We start from the raw sequence: 19,094 nt of genomic DNA on the forward strand, positions 1-19,094 counted from the left end.
CTTAGATAGTTAAATCTAGTAAATTGTTTTTTATAGATTAGTTGGGCTTACAATTTAGTTTAAGAAACAAACAGCTTTATGTAGCTTAGAATATTGTTTTTTTTGGTGTAACCATATAAAAGGCTTTTTAGTTCTAATTGTGTTTTCAAAGACACAAAAAACCTTTAAAATACAAATAATTTCTTTATGATATAAAATATATCTTTTTAGTCGTCAGTTTTAATATTTTACACAATTACTTTACACTGTTTTCTTATTAGGAAAAAATGTACTCGTATGAATAAAATAATCAGTATTGTATTTACAGCTTTTTTTGTAAATATAGGCTTTTCACAGTTTTTTGTAAATGATAACACAACGGTTTATTCAGGTGATTTATTTGACTTATACACCAATGAAGATTTTCTAAATGAAGGTGAAGTAACTTTTAATGGGAATGCATCTTTTTATGTAGATTCGGGTTTAGATAATCGCAATGGAGTTATAAATTACAACGACGTTACCTTACATATTGGTTCTGGCACTTCCCTTTCTTCAAGTAATGATGATTTTTATTTTAAAGACCGTGACTCATTATTACAAATTGGAGAACAAGTTCGTTTTGTAGTGTTAAATAAATTAGGAGGAACTACTGATGTATTGGAAGGACATCTAGGTATAAACGATTGGTTTGAGTCTACTGCCGGAACTCTAACTGCAGGTAGAAGAGTTACATTACTTAACAGAAATAGTACAGATGTTGCTACAGCCACAAGATCAACAGGAGGTACAGCTATTTTAGAAACTGAACGTTTTATCCCTGCTCGAAGAGCTTTTAGATTAATTTCTCCAAGTGCAACTACGTCAAGTAGCATTCGTGCCAATTGGCAAGAAGATGCCAGCGCTTGGAACGATAACCCAAGCCCAGGATTTGGTACACATATTACTGGTATAGGAGAAGAAAATCCAGTGGCTGGAACCAATGATGGACAAAATGGGTTTGATTGGCAACCATCAGGAAATCCATCCTTATTTGAATACAACAATACTAGTGGCGTTTGGTTTGCCATACCGAATACCAATTTACAAAATTTAGAAGCAGGTAATCCTTTACGCCTAATGATTCGTGGTTCGCGGGATGTTAATATTCAATTTAATATATCCCCTCCAAGCAATACTAATATTAGAGAAAGTGGTACTTTAACTCGTGGTACAGTTACATATAACGATCCAAACTTTGGAGATGAAGAAGATGATTTTATTTTTATTGGTAACCCATATCATAGTGTAGTCGATTTAGAAACGGTATTCAACAATTCAAGCAACATCAAACCTTTCGTAGCTATTTGGGAACCTGCTTTAGGTGGCACACCTGTTGTAGGACAAGCGGGAGGTCGTGGTGCATATGTGTTGGTAGATATTCTAAATAACGAAACCAATACAGTAGAATCGGCTATAACTAAGTTTTTACAACCTAAGCAAGCAGCATTTTTTTATGCTGATGGAAATGGTGCACCAAGCATCGTTTTTAGCGAAAATGATAAATCAACAAACGATAATCTAAATCAGGTATTTAGTGTTAATTCAGATTTTAATTTGAATTTGCTTTTGTACGATGAAAACTCATTTAATCAGAACAGCACTTCTCGGGATGCTTTTTTAATTCGTTTTAGAGCAAATGCTAATAATGAAGTTGATGCAAATGATGTTCCAAAACCTAATAATTTAGACGAGAATCTCGCTCGCATACACGAAGGAATTTTATTATCAATTGAAGAGCGAAATTTACCCGTAAATGGAGAGAAATTAGGTTTATTTATCAATCAATATAAGAATACTAATTATGTATTTAAATCTATCCTTGAAAATATACCAGCTAACACAAATGCATACTTAATCGATCACTATTTGAATGAAACACACGTATTAAACGAAGGCATAACTACTATTAATTTTTCTATAGACCCAAACATCAATGCTAGTATAGCTTATAATCGTTTTAGTTTAAGTTTTGGTTTAGATAACCTTGGCAATATAAGTTTCGATAAAAATCAAGTTCAAGTTTATCCGAATCCTAGCGAAGGTATTATACATATTAAGAGTTCAATAAATATTAAGCAAATAAGTGTTTACAGTTTAGATGGTAAATTATTGCTCCAAGAAAATAAAAACAGCCTAGCTAACTACACAATGAATTTAGGAATGCTTGAAGCAGGGGTTTACTTAATAAGTATAGAAAATGAAGAGCAACAGACTTTTACTACAAAATTAATTATTAAATAATAAACTTGTTTAATATGATTATAGAAGACAATGTAGTTAAGAAAAAAAAACACTACAAACCTCTGCCGAATAAAAACACCATTATTCTACTTAGTAACGATACCTTTTTTATTAATTCTCAAAGAGCACTAATAACAAAGACAACTGGTATGCAGAGCAAAATATTTAAAACGCCTGAAGAAGTACATAGTAAATTAAATAAAAAAAACTACACCCATTGCGTAGGCGTAATAATTTATTACCCAGAATTAGAGCTTCATTGTCTTTTAGATATGTTTCAGCAATTTAGGATTAACTTAAATGTAAAACTTTTAGATAAGATTAATTTTGTCTTAGTTTTATCGAGAAAAAAAGTATACTATTTAGACCAAGATTATAGTTTTCAGTCGTTAACTAATTTGCATTTAACTTATGCGCCTATTCATGCTAAGAAACTTAAATTTATTTTTTAATTTTCGATAAAAATATTTATTTGAATTGAATGTAGATGCATAAAAATCTAAACATAACATTATATTCTTAATGCCTAAATTCACTTATTCAAATTGGCAAATTAAATTAAAGCTCTCTCTTTGTTAACAGCTGATTTTAAGCTAGCTTAAGTATAAAAATTTTCTACACTTTAGTTCGTGTTTTTATTCATTAAATTGATAAATTAATATTAGTAAGTTGTCTTGGTTACAACAAGAAGAATTCCTTTACACTTTTAATACTTCATCTTCTGCAATTATAAATATTTGTTCTTTGTGTTTTGGATTTACATAATAATGCCCTGTAAATTCTCCAAAAGCGGGTAAAACCATTTGTTTTGGTTGCAGATAAAAACAAGCTAAGTTTAGTAGCTGTTTCCCATTTCCGCGTAAGCGAAATCCAGGATGTAAATGTCCACAAAAGTTGAAGGTTTCTAGGTTTTTTTGTGGATGATGTGTAAAACTAAAATCATCTATTTGTAAATTTTTGTAGGTTTTAATTCCTATTTTGTTAAAATGATGAGTTGAAATAACATCGTGATTCCCTATTACTAAATCAAACTTACATTTTTGTCTTTTTACCCAATCTTCAAAAGCACTCCAAGAAGAATTATAAACCGAGTGAAATAAATCTCCTAAAAATAAAATTTGCTTTACATCAAACTCTTGTAATAATATATCTAGTTTTCGATAATTTTCAACATCTGTAAAATCAGGTATAGCGCTTCCGTTTTTTCGAAAATGAGTTGATTTACCCAAATGTATATCGGCTATGAATAAACAGGATTTTGCAGTCCAATACATTGCACCATAAGGATGTAAAATAAAAGAATTATTTAAAAGCTTTATTTCCATTGATTTTCAATTTAAAAATATAGTGGAATTAGCATTTTAATGCTAAAGCGAGTTGCATCTTCTTTAAAAGAATTTAATATTTTTCCATAATTAGATTTCCATTTATTAGCGTACAGATTAAAGTCGTAGTTCATCATTACTTGTAAAACCAAACGTTCCGTATTTGGATTTACCCATTTAAACGAAACAGAAGGTCCTAAAAACAATGCCTGATGCTGTAATGATGAATTATTGCTAGCATTATTTAAATTGTCTATGTTAACTAAAGCATCTTTAAGAAATATATCTAAACCAGCAAACATGCTTTTAGCTTGTAATCCAGCCGAAAAAAAAGCCGATTCAATTTCTGCAAATTTACGTTCATAACGAAGTTGTAATTGAAATTCATTATAAGCACTTCCAAAATCTAAATTATCAGCTTCATTGTTAGAAAAATTGAAGCCTAATTCTGCTTCAAATGTGTCCAAATAATCTTGATTCCGATACGATAAACCGATGCCAACATAAAATAAGTTGGTGGGTAAAACTGCAATTTCTTGATTTATAAGTGAATTATTGATATTGAAATTTTCAACAAACTCTCCCCCAAAACTAATAAATATATTTCTCCATTTTTTTTCATCTGGATTTACTAATTTGGTGATTTCTTCAGGAGTTAAGGCTGCTTGATTTTGAGCAATAGCCTTACAAAAGAATGTTGAAAGCAAAAAACAAAGTGTAAAGTTAACTAGTTTGCTTTTATTCATTCTCATAAGCTTGCATGAGTTCATCTGTGATTTTTAAGGTATGATATACATTTTGAACATCTTCATTGTCTTCAAATTTTTCAATGATGTGTAATAGCCGTATTCCTTGTTCCAAGGGAAGCCTTGTCGTATTTAATGGAATGTGTTGGATTTCTGCATTTTTTACTTCCACTTCAAATTCTTCCAATTGAGAAGATAGATTTCCAAAGCTTTCAAAATCGCAATATATGGTGAGTAGTTCGTCTTCTTTTTCAAAGTCAGTAGCACCAGCTTCTATCAGTTCCAGTTCTAATTTTTCAATTGATTTATTTAAATTTCCAACTTCAATAGTGAAAACACCTTTTCTATCGAATAAAAATTCTAGTGAACCATTGGTTCCTAAACTTCCATCATTTTTACTAAAAATAGAACGAACTGCAGCAACTGTTCGGTTGGTATTATCTGTTGTGCATTCAACAAAAATTGCAATTCCGTATGGGCCATAACCTTCAAAACTAACTTCTTCATATTGATCTGCATCAGCTCCCGAAGCTTTTTTTATGGCACGCTCAATTGTATCTTTTGGCATATTCACACCTTTAGCATTGGTAATAGCATTTCGTAAAGTAGGATTAGTTTCAGGATCCGCACTGTTCCCTTCCTTAATAGCAACCGTAATTTCTTTTATAGCTCGTGTAAATTGTTTAGCGCGTTTTTTGTCTTGGGCACCTTTTCGATGTTTAATATTCGCCCATTTACTATGTCCTGCCATACAAATAAGTGTTTTCGATTTTATTTCGAAAATACAAAAATTGAATAATAATAGCATCGGAAATAAGCTTATAATCCCGCGTTTGATTTCTATGCATATTTAAAAAGAAAAAATAAACTAATGTCTCAAAGAATGACCAGATTGAGAGATGTCAGGGCGCTGCCCCTTTACGAAGACGGCTCTAAATTACGAAGATTTTCTGGGCACTGCCCTTCAAAAAAAAATAAACGTGTTTATTTTTTTATAAGCATTTATTAAATAAGAGTTTTAGACATATAATTCCTGTATGATTTTTTACATAAATCATAGGAGCAGCGCCCCAATATCTTCATAGATTGATGTTCACAACAAATTGAAAAATGGGCGTTAGCCCTGACATTTTCAAAGCTTGGACATGGTTTTTTTGCTAAATATTACTTCGGTTGGTTGCCAACCAACCGAAAATCGAGAAGACTGCCGATTATTTATAATTAAGCCTTTTTCATTGCTTACCTTTGCTAAAAATTATGCATGCTAAATAAAAATCAGCTTACTTTTCTATCGATTTTTACCTTATTTGGATTCAGTGGTATTGCCTATTTTATTCTCAGTTTTAGCGATGCATTTGCATATATCGAAATTTTTGAAGCTCAAAATCTTTATCTTGATATCGTTTATGGATTGTTTGGTGGAGCTGTTCTAGCTGGTTTGGGTTTATTGATTTTACAAATTCCAAAGCTCAAAAAAGTAGGCGAATTTTATCAGCAAATCTTCACCAACATACATTTATCTTGGCCAGACATATTGTTTTATTCGTTTTGTGCTGGAGTAGGAGAAGAAATTTTATTTCGCGGTGCTATTCAGCCATTTTTAGGAATTTGGGTAACTGCCGTATTATTTGTCCTGTTACACGGCTATATCAGCCTAAAAGACAAGTCGAAATCTATCTATGGCTTGTATTTGATTATTGTTGCGGCAGCATTTGGTTATGCCTACCAATACATTAGCATTTACACAGCTATGGCAGCGCATTTTATATACGATGTAATTATGTTTTCGTATTTAATGCGAAAAAATAAAGCAGAGAACCATCAAAATTCTGCAGGAGAATAAATCTTGACTTCTTTTTTGCTGATGGGATGTATAAACTGAATTTCTTCTGCATGTAAATACAAACGTTCTGCTTTGTTGCCATACAAGTCATCACCAACAATCGGCAAGTTTAGTCCTAGTTGATGTGCGGCGTGCACACGTAATTGATGCGTTCTACCACTAATGGGAAAAAAATGAACTCGGGTTTGTTTGTTTTTAACTTCAATGCGTTTCCATTGGGTAATTGCAGGTTTTCCATAATCGTAACACACCAATTGATGCGGCCTATTGTCTAAATCTACACGCAAAGGCAAATTAATTGTTCCCGATTTTTCTTTTAGAACTCCATTTAATAAAGCCACATAGCGTTTTCGTACTTTCCGTTGAATAAATAAGGCTTGAAGTTTTTTATGAATTTTTTCGCTTTTAGCAATTAATAAAATTCCCGATGTACTCATGTCTAATCGATGTACCAATAAAGGTCCACTGGCATTAGGAAATAGTTTTTTTGCTCTGGTTAGGACAGAATCAACTAAGTTTTTACCTGGTACCGAGAGAAATTCTGCAGGTTTATGTATGGCTACTAAATAGGCATCTTCAAAAAGTATAGCAAGTTGTTTTCCTTCTGCAGGATTTTGCAATAACGGGTTTTCTTCTACACTTAAACCTTGCAACATATGCCCTAAAATGGGCTCGCATTTACTACGGCATGCAGGATAAAATTGCTGGTGTTTTCTTACTTGCGAAGGTGGCGAATCGCCCCACCAAAACTCTGCCATGCAAATTGGCTTAAAATGGTTTAAATAAGCATATTGCATTAACTTGGGAGCTGCGCACTCGCCCGCTCCAGCTGGAGGATTGTTATTGAAAATATCTCCTAAACTTAAGTGTTCTTGCTTGGCATTTAAAAATGCATAATGTTTAAAAATTTTTTGCTGAAGCGCTGCCGACTTTTGTTTTCGTTTTTGCTTTAATAATTGAATTGGCTTTTCTTTTAACTGAATGGCTTCATCGATTTTTTCTACATTCAATTTCCAGTATTTTTTCATCTTTTTAAGCAAAATGCTTTCTTTTTTACTGGCTTCACTCAATTCAACATTTAATTTTTCTTTCGCATCTACATCGAGTTTAGGTAGGTTTTGCTTTCGAATTTCATCGCGTTTTCGCTTTTCTTCAACAATCCTGTTTTTTTGTAACTGAATATCTTTTTCGGCTTCTGAAGTTAATTTTTTACGCTTTTGTTTCAGTTGAAGCAATTCTTCTTGTTTTTCTAACTTTTCTATTTCAGCATTTATTTCGTTTAAAACTTCTTCTTCAGCTTTAAAAAAACCATGGTCTTCTAATAAATCAAATACTGGCGGAACAAAATAAGGATGATGATTAGCATTGGCTAACTTACCAGAAAATGCTGCTAAAAAGCCAAGCTTATTTTTTTTATCTTTTACTACTAAAACTCCAAACATTTTCCCAATGGCGCCTTTTTTATGTTCATCTAAACCAAAATTGTGTTCAAAATCGGTCTGTTTTTTAAGGTATTCTTGAATTTCTTTAGCCGCTATTTTGGCTAAGGGATGCGCTTCATAAAAAAATGGGAAGGTAAATTTTTTAGGAATTTCAATTTCAGAAATGGAATTTGAAAAAGTATGAAAACAAGAATGTTGAATCGATTTCACTGAAGAAATTTATTTTAAACAAAAAAACAAAATTTAAATGTTTTTCTGATGTATTTCAGTGCTAAGGTTAACGAATATTTAAATCTGGATTGTCTGTTTCGAATAAAGCTATATTTGTTCAAAAAAAAATGCGTTGGATCATTACTGTATTTATTTTACTGCTAGTAGAAGTTTATGCTTTTCAGGCTTTTAAAACTTTATTTAAATTGAAGTGGAGTTTAGCAATTTATGTCCTAATTACGCTTTTATTAATTGGTTTTTTAATGTATAGTTTCAACGCGCCCAATCCTAACGGAAGCTTCACAGGATTGCGAGCATACAGTATTGGTTTATTTTTAGGTGTCGCTGCTTTTAAATTCGCTACTATACTAATTTTATTTGGTGAAGACGTTTTCCGTATTTTTGAAGCGCTTTTTAGAAAATTGTTTACTCCAGCTTCATTCGAAATTCCAAGTCGTAGGAAGTTTATTAGCACTTTAGCTATTGGCATTGGAAGTTTGCCTTTTTTGGGTTTGCTCTACGGAATGTACAAAGGAAAGTACAACTACAAAGTCCTTACTTACGAATTGGAGTTTGACGATTTGCCCGCAGCCTTCGATGGATACCAAATTACACAAATTAGCGATTTGCATTGTGGTAGTTTTGATAACAGAGTAAAAGTAAATTATGGCATTGATTTAATTAATCAACAGCAAAGTGATGCCATTTTATTTACAGGTGATTTGGTGAACAATACGGCTGCAGAAATGAATGATTGGAAAAACGACTTTGCTAAATTAAAAGCGAAAGATGGTGTGTTTTCTATTTTGGGGAATCATGATTACGGCGATTATTACAATTGGGAAACCGACAGAAAAAAAGTTGAAAATTTGGATGAATTAAAAAGCATTCAGAAGGAAATGGGTTGGAAATTGCTTTTAGATGAAGCTCACGAAATTAAAATAGCCAATGAAAAAATAGCCATAGTTGGTGTAGAAAACTGGGGGAAAGGCGGTTTTAAACAAAAAGGAGATTTAGACAAAGCAACACAAAGTTTATCGCCAAGCGATTTTAAAATATTGATGAGTCACGACCCATCGCATTGGGATGCAGTTTCAAAAAATCACCCTAAAAAAATACAATTAACGCTCAGTGGTCATACACACGGAATGCAGTTTGGTATTGATATTCCAGGTTGGTTCAAGTGGTCGCCAGTGCAATTTCGATATCCACAATGGGCAGGAATTTACCGCGAAGCTGGAAAATTTATAAATGTAAACCGCGGATTTGGCTACTTAGCCTATCCAGGGCGCTTAGGTATTTGGCCAGAAATTACCGTGATTAAGTTGAAACGAAAAGTTGCTGCTTAGCTATTTTAGGCTTTACTTATGAGCAAAAGCTTGTTAGCTCGGATTTCAAATCCGAGCTAACTTAGCAAAACTAAAATTCGTTTAAATTTCCCCTTACCTTTTCAGCTTCAATCAAAATAGTTTTTTTGTTAATATTTTTTAATTCCGAAACCCGACCTAAATAGGTTACTTTAGTTTTACTTAAAATAATGCTTTCTGTAGTAGGATGCTCATCGCCACTAAATATAATTCCTATGTGTTTGAAACCACGATTTTGCAAAGCTTCAATAGAAAGTAGTGTATGGTTAATACTTCCTAAATAATGCCTAGAAACGAGAATAATTTTATCTTTTTGTTGAATTAAATCGATAATGCAATCCTTTTCATTTAAAGGAACCAATATACCACCAGCGCCTTCAATCACCAAATTGTTTGTTGTTTTTGGACGAATAATTTGACTTAAATCGACTTGAATATCATCAATTTCAGCAGCTGCATGTGGACTCATAGGAGTTTGTAAAGCATACGCATTTTCGAAAAAATGAGAAGTAGTATTGCTTACTAAATTTTTCACTTTGTGGGTATCGCTATTTTGTAAATCGCCTGCTTGCACAGGTTTCCAGTAGTCTGCTTGTAAAGCTTCAACCACAATAGCTGAAATTAAAGTTTTGCCTACGTCAGTTCCGATTCCCGTAATAAAATAATTTTGCATAATTTAATTTTCATAGTTTGAAGGCAGCATGCCGCCTAATTTATTTTTGCTATCTTTTAAAAAGTAACAGTTTTCGAGTATGAGAATGCTATTAAATTGCCCTTAGCATTGGTTACTACACCAATATTTGTAGCATCAAAATATATATTTGCGTTTTTTAAAGCTTCATTTTTGTGATTTACAACTTGACCTAAAAAAAACTGCCCTTTTGCTTGTAATCCGATAAATAAGACTACACTTAAAAAAAATCCTACACTTTTTAAAAAAAACAACTCTACCATTTTATTTGTCTTAACTGGATTGGAATTACTGTTTAGCTTTTTGTTCTAATTCTTTTTGTAGGTCTTCCATAACCGGTTTTACAGTGCTTTCAGGCAAATCTTTTACGCGAATGTACATCAAACCATCTACAGCGTTGTTAAATAATGGATCAACATTAAAAGCGACTACGCGTGCATTTTGTTTGATGTATCTTTTAATTAAAACAGGTAAGCGAAGGTTATCGGGTTCAATCTCATCTATGATCTTGTCAAATTTATTTAAGTCAGCTTCAGTTTTATTGAAAACAAAATCTTTGTCTTCATCTTTCAATTTTACCTTAAATTCTTTTCGTGCACGAATAAATTGGGCCAAATAAGGATCGTAATAATTCGATTTCATAAATTCAATCATAATCGATTTTGAAAAATCCGAGAATTTATTACTAATACTGACTCCACCAATTAAATATTTATGTTCTGGAAACCGAATGGTGCAATGCACAATACCTTTCCATAGTAAAAATAAGGGCATGGGTTTGAGTTGATATTCGGCCGTAATAAATGCGCGTCCCATTTCAATAGACTTTTTCATTACGCTATGCGATTCTGTGTCAAAACGGAACAGTTCGTTTAAATAAAATCCATTAATACCGTGTTTTTGAAATATTTCGATGCCTAAGCCCATTCTGTAAGCACCAGCAATTTTTTTATTTTGATTGTCCCATAAAAACATGTGGTGGTAATATTCGTCGTATTTGTCTAAATCTACCGCTAAGTTTGTGCCTTCGCCAACCGATCGGAAGGTGATTTCGCGTAAGCGACCAATTTCGACTAAGATATTTGGTATCCACTGTTTTTTAGCTAAAAACACTTCATATTGATTGCTTTCTAACAACCGATTATCAGCTTCCCTACAGGTTTCTATTTCTTCTAAAAAATTTTCTAAAATTCCTTCTCTAATAATTTCTTTGGGAGCTTTAGGAAGTTTTATTTGTTTGGGCAATGCATCTAACAGACGTTTTTTCTCGTAAGCATTGGCAAGCATATAAGTTTTTGTTCTCAAAAAATGGGTAAAATCTTCTAATTCTGAATGTTCTTGGAGTTCTTTGGGTTGGATTATATTACCTATCCTAACTTTTATGGCTCTGTTTTTTTGTGTAAAGACTTCTCTCGGTAATTGAGCAGTTCTTAGGCTTTCTGAAAGTTTGGCTAATTGGTAAAACGCATTGGAGTTTTTTGCATGAAAATAAATGGGTAAAACAGGTACATCTAAACGCTGTATAAGTTTCATGGCTTCTGCAGACCAAGCTTTATCTACTATGATTTTATTTTCTTTGTTTGTCGAGACTTCACCAGCTGGAAAAATTCCCAAAGCGTTTTCATCTTTTACGTGAGTAATTGCTTTTTTTATTCCTAAAACGCTGCTTTTTATTTCTTTTTTGTTTTCAAAAGGATTTACGGGCAATACATACGGCTCTAGAGGTTGAATACGATGCAATAAAAAATTGGCAATTACTTTAAAATCTGGTCGGGTAAGCAGTAAAATTTTTAATAAAATTAAGCCATCAACTCCACCAAGTGGATGGTTAGATACGGTTACAAAGGCACCTTTTGTAGGAATTCGTTTTAAATCTTTTTCAGGAATTTCGAATTGAACACCCAAGTCTAGCAAAATGGCATCGATAAATTCAATTCCTTTTAAATCTTGGTACTTGATGTACAACTTATTGACCTGGTCAATTTTGGTAATTTGCATAATTAGCTTTGCAATTCCTTTACCAAAAAGCCCAAATTTGTCAAGACCAATTGCGTTAGCCATTTCTTTTGATGTTAAAATACTCATGCTTGATGTGGTTGGTTTGCTAATATATGAAATTATTTAGCTGTTTTTTCTTCTTTTTTTTACTGGTTTTGAGCGTACTTTTTGGGAGTTGTACCAAATTTCTTTTTAAAAGCAGCAATAAAATGACTGGCCGTACTGTAACCAATACTTAAGCCAATTTCATTAACATTTTTTTGTCCGCGTTCGAGTAATTTTCGCGCGTAGTTCATTTTATAATCCAATAAGAAAGAATATACGGTATCTCCATAAATTTCTTTAAAGCCTTCTTTAAGCTTTTTTAAACTTAAACCAACTTCGTCGGCCAATTCATTTAAGCTGGGTGGGTCTACCATTCGTTGTATAATAATTTCTTTGGCAAGCTTAATTTTACGCACATTATCTTCATCTACTAAAAATGGGCATTGCTCTACATTGGTTTCTTCAGGTTGATTAAAATAAAGTCCTATTAACTCATAGGCTTTTCCTTTTAGGTAAATGTTTTTTACAGAACTATGTAAGTTAAAATTGAGCATTTGGCTTAAAACTACTGCTGTTGCTGGTGTTATTTTGCCATCTTTATAGTATTTTTTGTTTCGGTTTTCTTCCATTAATAAATCGATGTAATTGGCTTGTGAAGAAAACATAGTGTGTAATTTTTTTACAGAAACCAACACTGAAACAAACCAAGAATTTGGATAAATTTCTAAGTTAATAGGAAGTGCTTTTGTTGGGTTGTATAAGAGTAGAGATTGGTCTTCTTCGGTTTGTAAATCATAACTTCCTTGGTTGAAATTAAATTTAATTTTACCCTTTACGCAAAAGTGAAATTGAATTATATTTTTGTTGACATTTTGAGTAATGCATTGGTAATCAGATGTATTATTTTGTGCTTGAAGAATAAAAAAACCATCTTCAATTTCAATAAAATTGTCTGAACTTATAGCGATATTTTTTTTACTAATACTCATTTTTTTAATCGTTTTTATTTAGACTTAATCTAATTAACAAAACTAAAAGCTCCGTTATAACTGCAAAAATAGGTATTTTTCATGATATTTGTCATTTTATAGTCGAAAAGACTTCAAACAACACAAAAAGAACTTTTAGCGTTATTTTAAAGCAGACTTCCTTTTTATTTTTGCGTCAAATTATTTTGAATGCAAGCGTACAAGGTTTCTAAACACCAACATTTTTTTGCTATTGGACTAAGCTACGAAAAAGCAGACGCTATAGTGCGTGGTAAATTTAGTTTAAGTATTGCACAGCGTAATGCTTTATTAGAAGAAGCAAAAGAATTGGGTTTAGATGCACTTTCTATTATATCTACCTGTAATCGCACTGAATTGTATGGTTTTGCTGATCAAGCAAAAAGCCTGATCGATTTACTTTGTAAGCATAGCAATGGTAGTTTTGCGCAATTTGAGCATGTAGGTTATACGTATGAAGACGCTAAAGCAATCGATCATATTTTTAGAGTAGGTGGTGGTTTAGATAGCCAAATTTTAGGAGATTTTGAAATAATAAGTCAGTTAAAATCAGCTTTTACTTTATCTAAAAAACACGATGTTTCCAATGCATTTTTAGAACGATTGTTTAATGCTGTAATACAAACAAGCCGTAGAATTAAAAACGAAACACAACTTTCGTCTGGAGCTACTTCTGTGTCTTTTGCATCTGTACAGTACATTTTACAAGAAATAGACTTTAAGTCGAGTAAGAATATTTTATTATTTGGTACAGGCAAAATAGGAAGAAACACCTGCGAAAATTTAGTAAAACATACGCACAATAAGCACATTACATTAATTAACCGCACCAAAGACAAGGCTGAAGAAATTGCAGGTAAATTTAATTTAAGTGTGAAAGATTTTTCAGAGTTACAAACTGAAATTCGCAAAGCTGATATTTTAATAGTCGCAACTGGTGCGCAGCATCCTACCATAACGAAAGAGCTAATCTTTACGAAAAAGCCGCTTTTAGTACTAGATTTATCTATACCTAAAAATGTCGATGAAAATGTTACTGAATTAGCCAATGTAAATTTGATGCACATGGATCATTTATCTAAAATTACTGACCAAACTTTAGAAAAACGTAAAGCATTTATCCCCCAGGCTGAAGACATTATAGAGGAAATAAAAACTGAATTTTACGAATGGTTATCAACGCGAAAGTTTGCCCCAACCATAAAAGCCTTGAAGCAAAAATTGGAGTTAATGAAAGTTGAAGAGCTCGACTATCAAGGTAAAAAGTTGCTTAATTTTAACGAAGCTCAGGCTGAAATTATCAGCGATAGAATAATCCATAAAATTACAAGAAGCTTTGCCGCTCACCTAAGAAACGCAAATGGTTCTACCGATGCAAGTGTAGAACTTTTAAATAAAGTTTTCGATTTAAGTTTAACAGAAAAAGCTTAAATTAAATAGCTTATTGCTTACTATTAAATTTGTCTTGTATCAAACTTCGTTCTACTTTTTCTAAAATATCAAACATTTTTATTCTATCCACTCAGTTTTTTCTTCAATAGTCAATTTTCGTTCTCCTTTTGGTAAATCTCCATCGTAATATCCCATATAAAATAAACCCAAGCATTTTTCACCTTCATTAAAGTCGAAAAATTTATGAAAATGCTTTATGGTTTGTGGTGAGCTCCAATAGGCGCCAATTTTTTCGGCAGCACATGCTAACCATAAATTTTGAACAGCCATGGCCGTTGCGGCAACTTCTTCCCATTCGGGTAAACTTTCTTTTGGGTCACGTTGCATGCAAATGACAATAACTGCTGATGAAGCTTCAAATTTATGCATCGTTTTTCGCTTTTTAAATGCAGAAAGTTCTGGCGTTGCTTTTTGCATTTCAGCAACTACAAATTCTGCTAATTTTTGTTTATGCTCACCGCGAATTACTTTAAATCGCCAAGGTTCTGTTTTACGATGTGTTGGTGCCCAATTGGCTGCTTCTAGCACCTTTTTTATGGTAGCTTTTTTTATTTCTTCCCGATTATATTGAACAGGAAAAACTGATCGTCTTTTTTTAATAAGTTCGAAGATATCCATGCTAATAGCCTTATTGTTTTTTAAAAAACCGATAAATTACACTTAAAATCCGATTGCGGTCATTGTCGGTTAAATTACTTCCAGATGGCAAACAAAGTCCATTTTTAAAAAGCTGTTCACAGACTTGCTTTCCATAATAAGGATATTTTTCAAAAATAGGTTGTAAATGCATAGGTTTCCAAAGTGGCCTACTTTCAATATTTTCTTCTAAAAAAGCAATTCGTAAATCTTCACGTGTTAATCCTTTTGTTTGATTAGGGTCTACGGTAATTGATGATAACCAATGGTTAGCATAAAAATCTTCAGTAGGTGCAGAAAGTACTTCAACACCCGTTATATTTTGAAAAGCATCTGTGTAAAAAGCATGCATTTTTCTTCTTAAGTCAACATGCTTATTTAGTATTTGCATTTGTCCGCGTCCAATTCCAGCAACAATATTACTCATTCTGTAATTGTACCCAACGTGGCTATGTTGGTAATGTGGAGCATCATCGCGAGCTTGTGTGGCTAAAAAAACAGTTTTTTCTTTTGTTTTTTTGTCTGGGCATACTAGGCTTCCACCACCCGATGTGGTAATGATTTTGTTTCCGTTGAAGGAAAGTGCAGCAAAAGTTCCAAAAGTTCCGCAGTTTCTTCCTTTGTAAGTCGAGCCGAGTGCTTCGGCCGCATCTTCCAAAATAGGAATTTTGTAAGTATTGGCAATTTCATGCACTTCATCTACTAAATATGGCATTCCGTATAAATGAACCGCAATAATAGCTTTGGGCTTTTTTCCTTTCTGAATTCTGTCTTTTATAGCTTCTTCTAAAGCAATTGGGCAAATGTTCCAAGTTGAAGCTTCACTATCTATAAAAACAGGAGTTGCTCCTTGATAAAGAATAGGATTTGCTGAAGCTGAAAAGGTAAAACTTTGGCATAAAACTTCATCGCCATATCCAACCCCTAATTGTATTAAGCCTAAATGCAATGCAGCTGTTCCGCTTACTAAGCAAGCTACTTTTTTCTCTTCGCCTATGTATTTTTGCAAATCTTCTTCAAATCCGTTTACATTAGGACCCAGTGGTGCTACCCAATTGGTTTCGAAAGCTTGGTTAACAAAGTCTTGCTCTGTTCCGCCCATATGTGGAGAAGAAAGCCAAATTTTAGATTTTTCTTGCATAGATGTAGTGGTTATTGAAAAGGTAAAAGTAAAGTTTTCAAGATGATTTTTATATCTTGTTGAAAAGAAATGCTTTTCCTATAGGCTAAGTTTAACTGTAATTTTTTTGGAAAAATTACTTCATCATTATATTTCAACGGATTGATTTGTTTTTTTAAAATGGCCTCTTCGTTTGAATAGGCTAATGAAGCATATCCTGTAATGCCAGGTTTTAAATCTAAAATAGAAATGTACTTTGGTTGAAGCTGGTCGTAATACCCAGGAATATCTGGGCGTGGACCTACAAAACTCATTTCAAATTTTAAAATGTTAATTAATTGTGGAAGCTCGTCTATTTTTAAATTACGAAGTAACTGTAAAAAAGGCGTAGAAATCCCTTTTTTATTGATTGTTTTGAGTTTATAAATAATAAATGCTTGAGCATTTTGACCTATGCGTTTTTGAGTAAAAATAGGACTACCTTTATGAATAAAAGCTAAAACTGCAAGTAAAATAAGTAAAATTGGAGAAAGCAAAATCAAAGTAAATAAAGCAAATACAAAATCTAAAGCAGGTTTTAAAAAATGAATGTACATGTATTTTACTTAAGATTTCAAAAGTAATTTGATTTTTTGATTTATACAGATTAATCTTAATAATTCATTCTGAAAGTAATTGATTTTTCCTTGTTAAATTTTGAATAGGATAGTGTTTAAGCTAACTCTTGTTAAAATCCACAGGCTATAGATTTTTAAAAAATAGTTTTGATTTAGGTGTATTCATATATGCTTTCGTCTTCTTAAAAATAAACCCCAAACATAAAAATGAATGGGGTTTACATTATTTAATTTTTTTGAATTTACCAGATACGAACTCGCTCTTCTGGAGCTATGTACATGGCATCAGCTTCAGTAATGTTGAAAGCTTCATAAAAAGCATCTATATTTTGTAATGGCACAACTGCTCGTTGCTGACCAGGCGAATGTGGGTCCGTTTTAACTTGTGTTTTTAAAGCTTCGTCTCTAATTTTGGTACGCCAAACTGTTGCCCAAGATATAAAGAAGCGTTGTTCTGCAGTAAATCCATCAATTTTTTCAGGTCTACCATGTTTTTCAAAATGAAGTTGAAGTCCGTCGTAACCTCCTAAAACTCCACCTAAATCGCCGATGTTTTCACCTAAAGTAAAGTCTCCATTAATATAGGTATCTTCTAAAACTTCAATAGAACTGTACAAATTGGCTAGTTCCTTTCCACGTTCAGTAAATTTTGCTAAATCTTCTTCTGTCCACCAGTTTTTTAAATTTCCATCGCCATCAAAACGCGATCCTGAATCGTCGAAAGCATGAGAAATTTCATGACCAATAACCGAACCAATTCCGCCGTAATTTACAGCTGCATCAGCTTTGTAATTGTAAAAAGGAGGTTGTAAAATAGCTGCAGGAAAAACAATTTCGTTATTTAATGGATTAAAATATGCATTTACCGTTTGTGGAGACATGCCCCATTTTTTCTTATCGACAGGTTGACCAATTTCCTTTAAGTTTTCTATTTCATTCCATTGAGCAACTGCAATTCTGTTTTCGAAATAAGTTTTATCTGGGCTCACTTCTAAATCGCTGTAATCTTTAAACTCGTCTGGGTAGCCAATTTTTACTGTAAATTTATCTAATTTTTCGATGGCTTGAGCTTTAGTTTCTTCCGACATCCATTCTAATTTTTCAATTCGGTTCTGGAATGCCAAAATCACATCATCTATCATTTCTTCAGCTTTTGCCTTAGCTTCTGGCGGAAACATTTTATCTACATAAATTTTTCCTACTGCTTCTCCAACCGAAGAATTTACAACAGAAAGTGCGCGCTCTTCGATTGGTAATTGCTTTTTAGCACCGCTTAAAGTTTTGCTGTAAAACTCCCAGTCTGTTTTTTCTATTTCTGTGCTTAAACTTGAAGCTGCAGAATTAAAAGTTGCCCAACGCATCAAAACTTTCCAGTCGTTCACTTTGTTTTCAGCAAAAACATTTTCAAGCTCTTTCATATATCTAGGCTGCATTACTAAAACCACTTCTAATTGTTCTTTCACTCCTAAATCGCTTGCATATTGTTCCCAATTTATACTTGGAGTAACTTCTTTAACCTTATCTATAGTGTAACGGTTGTTGTAATTTCTAAAATCTCTGCGTTCAACTTTAGTTAATCTTGGTTTGGCTAAACGAGTTTCGTAGGCTAAAATAAGATCGGCTTGTTGTTTAGCATCAGCTTCATCATCGCCTAAAAATTGTAGCATTTTTACAATATGAGCTACATATTTTTGTCTAATTTCTTTTGACTCTTCGTCATCGTTTAAGTAGTAATCTCTTTCTGGTAAGCCCAAGCTGCCAGTACCTAAATACGCAACATTCATTTTGCTATCGTCTGGATCTGCATAGGCCGAAAAACCAAAAAATGGCGTGCTAATTAAACTAGAATGTTTGGCAAGAAGAGTTTGTACATCTGTTAAGCTTTCCACTTCGTCTATCATTTTTAAAATCGGTAATAGCGGAGTTATTCCAGCTTCATTTCGAGCTATGGTGTCTAATTTTTGATCGAATAGAACAATAGCTTTACCCTGATCGGTTTCTGCGGGATATACACCAGAAGATTTAGCATTTTTAAGGAGTGCTAATACATTGTCGTCTGTTTTTTTACGAAGTACCTGAAAACCACCCCACCGGGTACGATCGTCTGGTATTTCGGTATCTTTCATCCAATTTCCATTCACAAAATTGTAAAAATCATCTTGTGGTTTTACATCTTTATCCATGTATTGAGTTTCGATACCTGGAGTAACTTCAGCAGTTTTAGTATCTTCTTTTTTGTTTTCTTCACAAGCTAAAAAAGCGGGAAGTAGTAAAAACAGCTTCCATGAAGTAAATCTTTTTTTATTCATATTAATATTTTTAAAGTCGGTTTA

At 32.8% G+C, this 19,094-nt stretch carries 17 protein-coding genes; 5 read left to right on the forward strand and 12 right to left on the reverse strand.

Going from position 1 to position 19,094, the window contains the following annotated elements:
* Positions 1-276 precede the first annotated feature (276 nt).
* Together IEV63_RS03700 and IEV63_RS03705 are read left to right on the forward strand one after the other, a co-directional pair.
* Entirely contained in the window at positions 277-2,262 is a 1,986-nt protein-coding gene (locus IEV63_RS03700; protein ID WP_188405418.1) for a T9SS type A sorting domain-containing protein, read from the forward strand.
* Between the two features lie 14 nt (positions 2,263-2,276).
* Entirely contained in the window at positions 2,277-2,714 is a 438-nt protein-coding gene (locus IEV63_RS03705; RefSeq protein ID WP_188405419.1) for a hypothetical protein, read from the forward strand.
* A gap of 246 nt (positions 2,715-2,960) precedes the next feature.
* On the opposite strand, the gene pdeM is transcribed toward IEV63_RS03705, so the two are convergent.
* Genes pdeM through IEV63_RS03720 form a run of 3 tightly spaced genes read right to left on the reverse strand, consistent with a single transcriptional unit; the run spans position 2,961 to position 5,084 of the window.
* Positions 2,961-3,587 (reverse strand): ligase-associated DNA damage response endonuclease PdeM, encoded by a 627-nt coding sequence (gene pdeM, locus IEV63_RS03710; protein ID WP_188405420.1) that lies wholly within the window; start codon positions 3,585-3,587, stop codon positions 2,961-2,963.
* A gap of 11 nt (positions 3,588-3,598) precedes the next feature.
* A complete protein-coding gene (locus IEV63_RS03715; RefSeq protein ID WP_188405421.1) occupies positions 3,599-4,333 on the reverse strand; it encodes a hypothetical protein in 735 nt (244 codons plus the stop codon).
* Positions 4,326-5,084 carry a YebC/PmpR family DNA-binding transcriptional regulator gene (locus tag IEV63_RS03720; protein WP_188405422.1) on the reverse strand — a complete coding sequence of 253 codons (759 nt, stop codon included), beginning with the start codon at positions 5,082-5,084 and terminating at the stop codon, positions 4,326-4,328. The genes IEV63_RS03715 and IEV63_RS03720 overlap by 8 nt, the downstream gene beginning before the upstream one ends.
* A gap of 510 nt (positions 5,085-5,594) precedes the next feature.
* Here IEV63_RS03720 and IEV63_RS03725 point away from each other — a divergent pair.
* On the forward strand, positions 5,595-6,176 hold the full coding sequence (locus IEV63_RS03725) for a CPBP family intramembrane glutamic endopeptidase (RefSeq protein WP_188405423.1): 582 nt from the start codon (positions 5,595-5,597) through the stop codon (positions 6,174-6,176).
* Here IEV63_RS03725 and IEV63_RS03730 read toward each other — a convergent pair.
* Positions 6,155-7,828 (reverse strand): RluA family pseudouridine synthase, encoded by a 1,674-nt coding sequence (locus tag IEV63_RS03730; protein ID WP_229737170.1) that lies wholly within the window; start codon positions 7,826-7,828, stop codon positions 6,155-6,157. The two genes, IEV63_RS03725 and IEV63_RS03730, sit on opposite strands and share 22 nt — an antisense overlap.
* Before the next feature lie 128 nt (positions 7,829-7,956).
* Here IEV63_RS03730 and IEV63_RS03735 point away from each other — a divergent pair, with 128 nt between their 5' ends.
* The gene (locus IEV63_RS03735; RefSeq protein ID WP_188405424.1) at positions 7,957-9,177 is read left to right on the forward strand and encodes a metallophosphoesterase; all 1,221 of its coding nucleotides are present in this window, start codon (positions 7,957-7,959) and stop codon (positions 9,175-9,177) included.
* Between the two features lie 70 nt (positions 9,178-9,247).
* Here the strand turns inward: IEV63_RS03735 and bioD are convergent, their stop codons facing one another.
* The 4 genes from bioD to IEV63_RS03755 are packed head-to-tail and all read right to left on the reverse strand — an operon-like array spanning position 9,248 to position 12,918.
* Positions 9,248-9,868, reverse strand: coding sequence for a dethiobiotin synthase (gene bioD, locus IEV63_RS03740; protein WP_188405425.1), 621 nt, complete (start codon positions 9,866-9,868; stop codon positions 9,248-9,250).
* A 56-nt stretch (positions 9,869-9,924) separates the two neighbouring features.
* Positions 9,925-10,149, reverse strand: coding sequence for a hypothetical protein (locus IEV63_RS03745; protein ID WP_188405426.1), 225 nt, complete (start codon positions 10,147-10,149; stop codon positions 9,925-9,927).
* Positions 10,150-10,174: 25 nt separating this feature from the next.
* Complete coding sequence (locus tag IEV63_RS03750; protein WP_188405427.1) at positions 10,175-11,971, reverse strand: GNAT family N-acyltransferase; 1,797 nt, start codon at positions 11,969-11,971, stop codon at positions 10,175-10,177.
* A gap of 59 nt (positions 11,972-12,030) precedes the next feature.
* On the reverse strand, positions 12,031-12,918 hold the full coding sequence (locus IEV63_RS03755; RefSeq protein ID WP_188405428.1) for an AraC family transcriptional regulator: 888 nt from the start codon (positions 12,916-12,918) through the stop codon (positions 12,031-12,033).
* Between the two features lie 189 nt (positions 12,919-13,107).
* Here IEV63_RS03755 and hemA point away from each other — a divergent pair, with 189 nt between their 5' ends.
* Complete coding sequence (gene hemA, locus IEV63_RS03760; RefSeq protein ID WP_188405429.1) at positions 13,108-14,367, forward strand: glutamyl-tRNA reductase; 1,260 nt, start codon at positions 13,108-13,110, stop codon at positions 14,365-14,367.
* A 78-nt stretch (positions 14,368-14,445) separates the two neighbouring features.
* Here hemA and IEV63_RS03765 read toward each other — a convergent pair whose 3' ends face one another.
* From IEV63_RS03765 to IEV63_RS03780, 4 genes are all read right to left on the reverse strand, one after another.
* Positions 14,446-15,006 (reverse strand): nitroreductase family protein, encoded by a 561-nt coding sequence (locus IEV63_RS03765; RefSeq protein ID WP_188405430.1) that lies wholly within the window; start codon positions 15,004-15,006, stop codon positions 14,446-14,448.
* Between the two features lie 10 nt (positions 15,007-15,016).
* A complete protein-coding gene (locus IEV63_RS03770; protein WP_188405431.1) occupies positions 15,017-16,165 on the reverse strand; it encodes a DegT/DnrJ/EryC1/StrS family aminotransferase in 1,149 nt (382 codons plus the stop codon).
* Positions 16,166-16,176: 11 nt separating this feature from the next.
* Positions 16,177-16,740: a sugar transferase gene (locus tag IEV63_RS03775; RefSeq protein WP_188405432.1), complete on the reverse strand. Its 564-nt coding sequence runs from the start codon at positions 16,738-16,740 to the stop codon at positions 16,177-16,179.
* A 263-nt stretch (positions 16,741-17,003) separates the two neighbouring features.
* Positions 17,004-19,070: a M13 family metallopeptidase gene (locus tag IEV63_RS03780; RefSeq protein ID WP_188405433.1), complete on the reverse strand. Its 2,067-nt coding sequence runs from the start codon at positions 19,068-19,070 to the stop codon at positions 17,004-17,006.
* Positions 19,071-19,094: the final 24 nt, after the last annotated feature.

Source organism: Psychroflexus salis, assembly GCF_014640175.1.
In the GTDB taxonomy this organism is placed as follows: domain Bacteria; phylum Bacteroidota; class Bacteroidia; order Flavobacteriales; family Flavobacteriaceae; genus Psychroflexus; species Psychroflexus salis.